Annotated in this window: 5 protein-coding genes and 1 pseudogene; 5 read left to right on the forward strand and 1 reads right to left on the reverse strand. The window is 71.6% G+C overall.

All coding sequences use genetic code 11. The features are described from left to right. The first annotated feature begins 216 nt into the window (after window positions 1-216). Entirely contained in the window at window positions 217-888 is a 672-nt protein-coding gene (locus ACFCZF_RS20690; protein ID WP_376672875.1) for a lytic polysaccharide monooxygenase, read from the forward strand. Between the two features lie 129 nt (window positions 889-1,017). Beyond that, entirely contained in the window at window positions 1,018-2,709 is a 1,692-nt protein-coding gene (locus ACFCZF_RS20695; RefSeq protein ID WP_376672883.1) for a hypothetical protein, read from the forward strand. A gap of 15 nt (window positions 2,710-2,724) precedes the next feature. Here ACFCZF_RS20695 and ACFCZF_RS20700 read toward each other — a convergent pair whose 3' ends face one another. Then, entirely contained in the window at window positions 2,725-3,300 is a 576-nt protein-coding gene (locus ACFCZF_RS20700) for a TerD family protein (RefSeq protein ID WP_376672876.1), read from the reverse strand. A 90-nt stretch (window positions 3,301-3,390) separates the two neighbouring features. On the opposite strand from ACFCZF_RS20700, the gene ACFCZF_RS20705 reads away from it, so the two are divergent. The 3 genes and pseudogenes from ACFCZF_RS20705 to ACFCZF_RS20715 all read left to right on the forward strand — a co-directional run. Beyond that, window positions 3,391-3,819, forward strand: coding sequence for a BlaI/MecI/CopY family transcriptional regulator (locus tag ACFCZF_RS20705; RefSeq protein ID WP_375925398.1), 429 nt, complete (start codon window positions 3,391-3,393; stop codon window positions 3,817-3,819). A 6-nt stretch (window positions 3,820-3,825) separates the two neighbouring features. Further along, window positions 3,826-4,758: a M56 family metallopeptidase gene (locus ACFCZF_RS20710; RefSeq protein ID WP_376672877.1), complete on the forward strand. Its 933-nt coding sequence runs from the start codon at window positions 3,826-3,828 to the stop codon at window positions 4,756-4,758. Between the two features lie 413 nt (window positions 4,759-5,171). Continuing rightward, window positions 5,172-5,446, forward strand: a pseudogene (locus ACFCZF_RS20715) (fasciclin domain-containing protein); the annotation flags it as partial.

The following is a 5,446-nucleotide window of genomic DNA, read 5'->3' on the forward strand; positions in this document are numbered from 1 at the left end:
TTCCTGCCCCGTTCCCCCCTCCCCCTCTCCCCCCCCCCCCCCCCCCCACGACCGCATCGAACACGCCATCGCCCGGAGGGAACTGGCGCATTTCAACTATTGCCATTCCGTTTCCCCGGGCGCAGCCTGTTCACCGAAAGGCTTTGGGAGCGCTCCCACTGATGTTTCCAGCTCTCGACCCTTCACTACTGTCCCCCCACGGGAAAGAAGGACATCATGACTTGTCATGATCACAACAAACGAGTCCGGCGTACGTCGACCGTGGCCCTCGGCACCCTGACCGCAGCACTTCTCACCCTGATCCCCTGGAGCGGCACCGCCGTCGCCCACGGCTCGGTCGTCGACCCCGCCTCGCGCAACTACGGCTGCTGGCAGCGCTGGGGCGACGACTTCCAGAACCCCGCCATGGCCCAGGAAGACCCCATGTGCTGGCAGGCCTGGCAGGACAACCCCAACGCCATGTGGAACTGGAACGGCCTGTACCGCAACGGCTCCGCGGGCAACTTCGAGGCCGTCGTTCCCGACGGCCAACTGTGCAGCGGCGGCCGGACCGAGGGCGGGCGCTACAACTCCCTGGACACCGTGGGCGCCTGGCAGACCACGGACGTCACCGACAACTTCACCGTCAAGCTGTACGACCAGGCCAGCCACGGCGCCGACTACTTCAAGGTCTACGTCACCCGGCAGGGCTTCGACCCCGCCACGCAGCCCATGGGCTGGGACGACCTCCAACTGGTCGCGACGACCGGCAGGTACGCGCCCAGCCAGAACTACGAGATCCCGGTGAGCACCTCGGGCCTGAGCGGCCGGCACGTCGTCTACACGATCTGGCAGGCGTCGCACATGGACCAGACGTACTTCCTGTGCAGCGACGTCGACTTCGGCTGATCCGCGCCATCCCGTCCCCCCACCCCCGTCGGGCGCGCCGCGTCCGGCGGGGACACCGGTCGGTGTGACCGTCCCGCGAAGTACTTCGTGGCCGTCCCGGAGTGCGGTATACGTCCCCTCATGGACCCCATGGACTACTACGACCTCGGCACCCACGGTCGTCCGGTGACGACCTCGTCCCCCGAGGCCCAGCGGTGGTTCGACCGCGGGCTGGTGTGGACGTACGGCTTCCACCACGAGGAGGCCGTCGCCTGCTTCGAGGCCGCCGCCGAGGCCGACCCGGACTGCGCCATGGCCCAGTGGGGCATCGCCTACGCCCTCGGCCCGAACTACAACAAGCCGTGGGAGGCTTTCGACGCCGCCGAGCTGACGCGTACCGTCGACCGCACCCACGCCGCCGTCGAACTCGCCCACGAGAAGGCGGCCCGCTCCGCCACCCCGCTCGAACGCGCCCTGATCGGCGCCCTGCGCGCCCGTTACCCGCAGGCGCGCGCCGTCGAGGACTGCTCGGTGTGGAACGAGCCGTACGCCGAGAGCATGCGGGCCGTTCAGAAACTAGCCCCCGGCGACCTGGACGTGGCCACCCTCTACGCCGACGCGCTCATGAACCTGACACCCTGGCAGCTCTGGGACCTGCGCACCGGACTGCCCGCCGAGGGCGCCCGCACCCTGGAGGCGAAGGACGTCCTCGACCGGGCCCTGGCCACCGAGGGCGGACGCGAGCACCCCGGCGTCCTGCACCTGTACATCCACCTGATGGAGATGTCCGCCACCCCCGAGGCGGCCCTCGGTGTCGCCGACCGGCTGCGCGGCCTGGTCCCCGACGCCGGGCACCTCAACCACATGCCGTCCCACCTCGAAGTGCTGTGCGGCGACTACCGGCGCGTCGTGTCGGACAACAGCGCCGCGATCGCCGCCGACGAGAAGTACCGGGCGCGGGCCGGGGCGATGAACTTCTACACCCTCTACCGCTCGCACAACTACCACTTCAGGATCTACGGCGCGATGTTCCTCGGCCGATACGACATCGCCCTGGACACCGCGGCACAGCTGGAGGCGTCGGTCCCCGAGGAACTGCTGCGCGTCGAGAGCCCGCCGATGGCCGACTGGCTGGAGGGTTTCGTGGCCATGCGGGTGCACGTCCTGATCCGGTTCGGCCGCTGGGCGGACATCCTCGGGCTGCCGCTTCCCGCCGACCCGCGCCTGTACTGCGTGACGACCGCGATGCTCCACTACGCCCGCGGGGTCGCCCTCTCGGCCACCGGCAAGGTCGCCGAGGCGGAGACCGAACGCGTCCTGTTCCGCGAGGCGGTCACCCGGGTTCCGGTGACACGCACGCTGTTCAACAACACCTGCGCCGACATCCTCGCCATCGCCTCCGCCATGCTCGACGGCGAACTGGAGTACCGCAAGGGCGACCACATCGCCGCCTTCGCCGCCCTGGAACGGTCGATCGCCCTGGACGACAGCCTCCCCTACGACGAACCGTGGGGCTGGATGCAGCCCACCCGGCACGCCTACGGTGCCCTGCTCCTGGAACAGGGCCGGGTCGCGGAGGCCGAGGCGGTCTACCGGGCCGACCTGGGCCTGGACGACACCCTGCCCCGCGCCCTGCAGCACCCCGGCAACGTCTGGGCCCTGCACGGACTCCACGAGTGCCTGGTGCGGCTGGGCAAGGAGGGGGAGGCGCGGATCGTGGCACAGCAGCTGAAGCTCGCCACCGCGCTGGCGGACGTCCCGGTCGAGGCCTCCTGCTTCTGCCGCCTCGACCCCGCGCCGGCCACCGGAGGGGCGGACGGCTGCTGCGCCACGGACCGCTGACCGCGCCGGGTCCGGTCAGACGTTGACGCCGAAGTCGGCGGCGATGCCCGAAAGGCCCGAGGCGTACCCCTGTCCAACGGCCCGGAACTTCCACTCGGCGCCGTGCCGGTACAGCTCGCCGAAGACCATCGCGGTCTCGGTCGAGGCGTCCTCGGAGAGGTCGTAGCGGGCGAGTTCCTGGTTGCCCGCCTGGTTGACGACCCGGATGAAGGCGTTGCGGACCTGGCCGAAGCTCTGGCCCCGGTTCTCCGCGTCGTGGATGGAGACGGGGAAGACGATCCGGTCGACCTCGGCGGGGACGGCGGCGAGGTTCACCTTGACCGACTCGTCGTCGCCCTCGCCCTCGCCGGTGAGGTTGTCACCGGTGTGCTCGACCGAGCCGTCCGGGCTGGTGAGGTTGTTGTAGAAGACGAAGTGCCCGTCGGAGAGCACCTTGCCGGAGGTGTCGAGGAGCAGCGCGGAGGCGTCGAGGTCGTGGTCGGTGCCGGTCGTGGTGCGCACGTCCCAGCCGAGGCCGACGACGACCGCGGTCAGGCCGGGTGCCTCCTTGCTGAGCGAGACGTTGCCGCCCTTGGCCAGGGAAACTCCCACTGCGTTCTCCTTCGTCAGGTCTGCTGATCACCTTTGCTGATCACGTCCGCCAGTCAATCTACAGCACTGTAGAAGAAAGCCTTCTATACGATGTGGCCTCGGAAGACGTACAGCGGCGGAAGGAGACGGGCCGTGACCGATCACCGGCGTCCGCGGCGGCGGGGGCAGGGCGAGCTGGAGGCGCTGGTGCTGTCGGCGCTGCGCGAGGCGGACGGCCCCGCGACGGCCGGCTGGGTGCAGGAGCGCCTGGGCGGCGACCTCGCCTACACCACGGTGATCACGATCCTGACCCGGCTGCTGGAGAAGGGTGCGGTCGGTCGCGAGCGCGCGGGCCGCTCCTTCGCCTGGACACCCGCCTCGGACCAGGCGGGCCTTGCCGCCCGGAAGATGCGCAAGGTCCTGGACGCCGAGAGCGACCGGGAAGCGGTGCTGGCCAGCTTCGTCACCGGCCTCGCCCCGGACGACGAGCGGCTGCTGCGCGAACTGCTGCGTCACGCACGCGACGCGGGGGACGGCTGACGCCACATGGGGGTATTCGTCTTCCTGCCGCTGGTCCTGCCGTTGACGGCGTGGCCGATCGCCCGGCTGGCGGAACAGCATCTGCACCCGCGGACCGCGACCAGGCTGCTCACCGCCGTGGCCGCGGTGATGGCCCTGTGCAGCACGGTGTGCCTGACCCTGGTGATGGTGGTCGGCACCGCCCAGCTGCCGGGCAACCCCCTGCCGGACGGCTGGTCCGACCCTGAGGTGCGGGCGGCGGTGCCGTACGACGAGGTCGTCGGCAAGGCGGCGATCCCCGCGCTGTGCGCGGTGGTCGTGGCCTCGGCGCGAGCCCTGTGGCGGCACGGCAGGGTGCGTCGCCGTGCCCACCGCGCGCTGGCCGGCCTGCCGGGCACCGGGGTGGCCGTACTGCCGGACGACGTGCCCTACGCGTACGCGCTGCCCGGCGGACGCCGGGACCGTGTGGTGGTGACCACGGCCCTGCTCGACCGCCTCGTACCGGCCGAGCGGCGCGCGCTGTTCGCCCACGAGCGGGCCCACCTCACCGCTCGGCACCATCGCTTCCTGCTCGCCGTCCGGCTCGCCGCCCTGGCCAACCCGTTCCTGCGGCCCCTGCGGACCGCCGTGTCCTTCACGGCGGAGCGGTGGGCGGACGAGGCGGCCGCACGGGCGGTCGGCAGCCGCCGCGTGGTGGCGACCGCGATCGGCAAGGCGGCCCTCGTCTCCCGGGGCACCCCGGTCGCCACCCTCGCCGGCCTGGCGGCCCCCGGTCCGGTACCGCGCCGGGTGGCGGCCCTGCTGGGCCCCGCTCCCGCGGTCCGCACCTGGCCCTCGGTCTTCACCTCGGTGGGCCTGGCGGCCTGGGCCGCGGCCGCCGGAACCGCGGTGTCGGCGATGTCGTCCGCGAACGCCGCCGTCACGATGTTCCTCGTCCTCCGCGCCGCGACGCCTCTCTGAGCGTCCTTCGCCGTCGAAGAAACCCCCAGGTCACAGGCGTACTTGCGAAACATCTTCACTCGATCGGGTGATCGGCCAATCCGGAGCCGGGCCGGCTCCGGATTCCCCATGTGAGGGAAGAACCGAGGACACACCGACAGCGGCCCGCCCGCCCAGGCACTCCGCCGTCCATACGAGCGGGACGGTTCGACCCCCACACGCCCGCGCCGGGCCCCCGGCCGAGCGGGGACACCCCCGCGGCGAGCGCGGAACCTCCGAGCGTGCTCGCCGCGACGAGGGATGCCGACCGGGACCGGCGCGGGTCCGACGACTGACGACGACCGGGGCCGCGCACCCCGACGCCCGACCACCACTTCACCGCCGTAATCAGCACCAACGCAGCCTTCGGGCTGCCCTTTTATCCGGGAGAATCCATGAACGCCCGTATTCGCCGTTCCGCCGTCGCCGTCGCCGCGGCCGCCATCCTGCCCCTGGCCCTGGTCGCTTGCTCCGACGACGGCGACAGCGGCTCGTCGGACTCCGCCCAGGCGGCCTCCTCGGCCCCCGCGGCCACCGACGACCAGTCCGCCGACACCGGCGGCGACATGGCCGGCGCGGACGAGCCGTTCGGTCCGGCGTGTTCGTCGGTGCCGAAGGACGGTGCCGGTTCGTTCGACGGCATGGCCAAGGACCCGGTCGCGACCGCCGC

The sequence above is a fragment of the Streptomyces sp. NPDC056296 genome, from assembly GCF_042268605.1.
GTDB lineage: Bacteria > Actinomycetota > Actinomycetes > Streptomycetales > Streptomycetaceae > Streptomyces.

Excerpts from the sequence above, each read along its gene's own strand:
- ACFCZF_RS20695 (WP_376672883.1), top strand. The coding sequence starts at position 1,018 with ATGGACTACTACGACCTCGGCACCCACGGTCGTCCGGTGACGACCTCG.
- ACFCZF_RS20705 (WP_375925398.1), top strand. The coding sequence starts at position 3,391 with ATGTGGCCTCGGAAGACGTACAGCGGCGGAAGGAGACGGGCCGTGACC.
- ACFCZF_RS20690 (WP_376672875.1), top strand. The coding sequence starts at position 217 with ATGACTTGTCATGATCACAACAAACGAGTCCGGCGTACGTCGACCGTG.
- ACFCZF_RS20710 (WP_376672877.1), top strand. The coding sequence starts at position 3,826 with ATGGGGGTATTCGTCTTCCTGCCGCTGGTCCTGCCGTTGACGGCGTGG.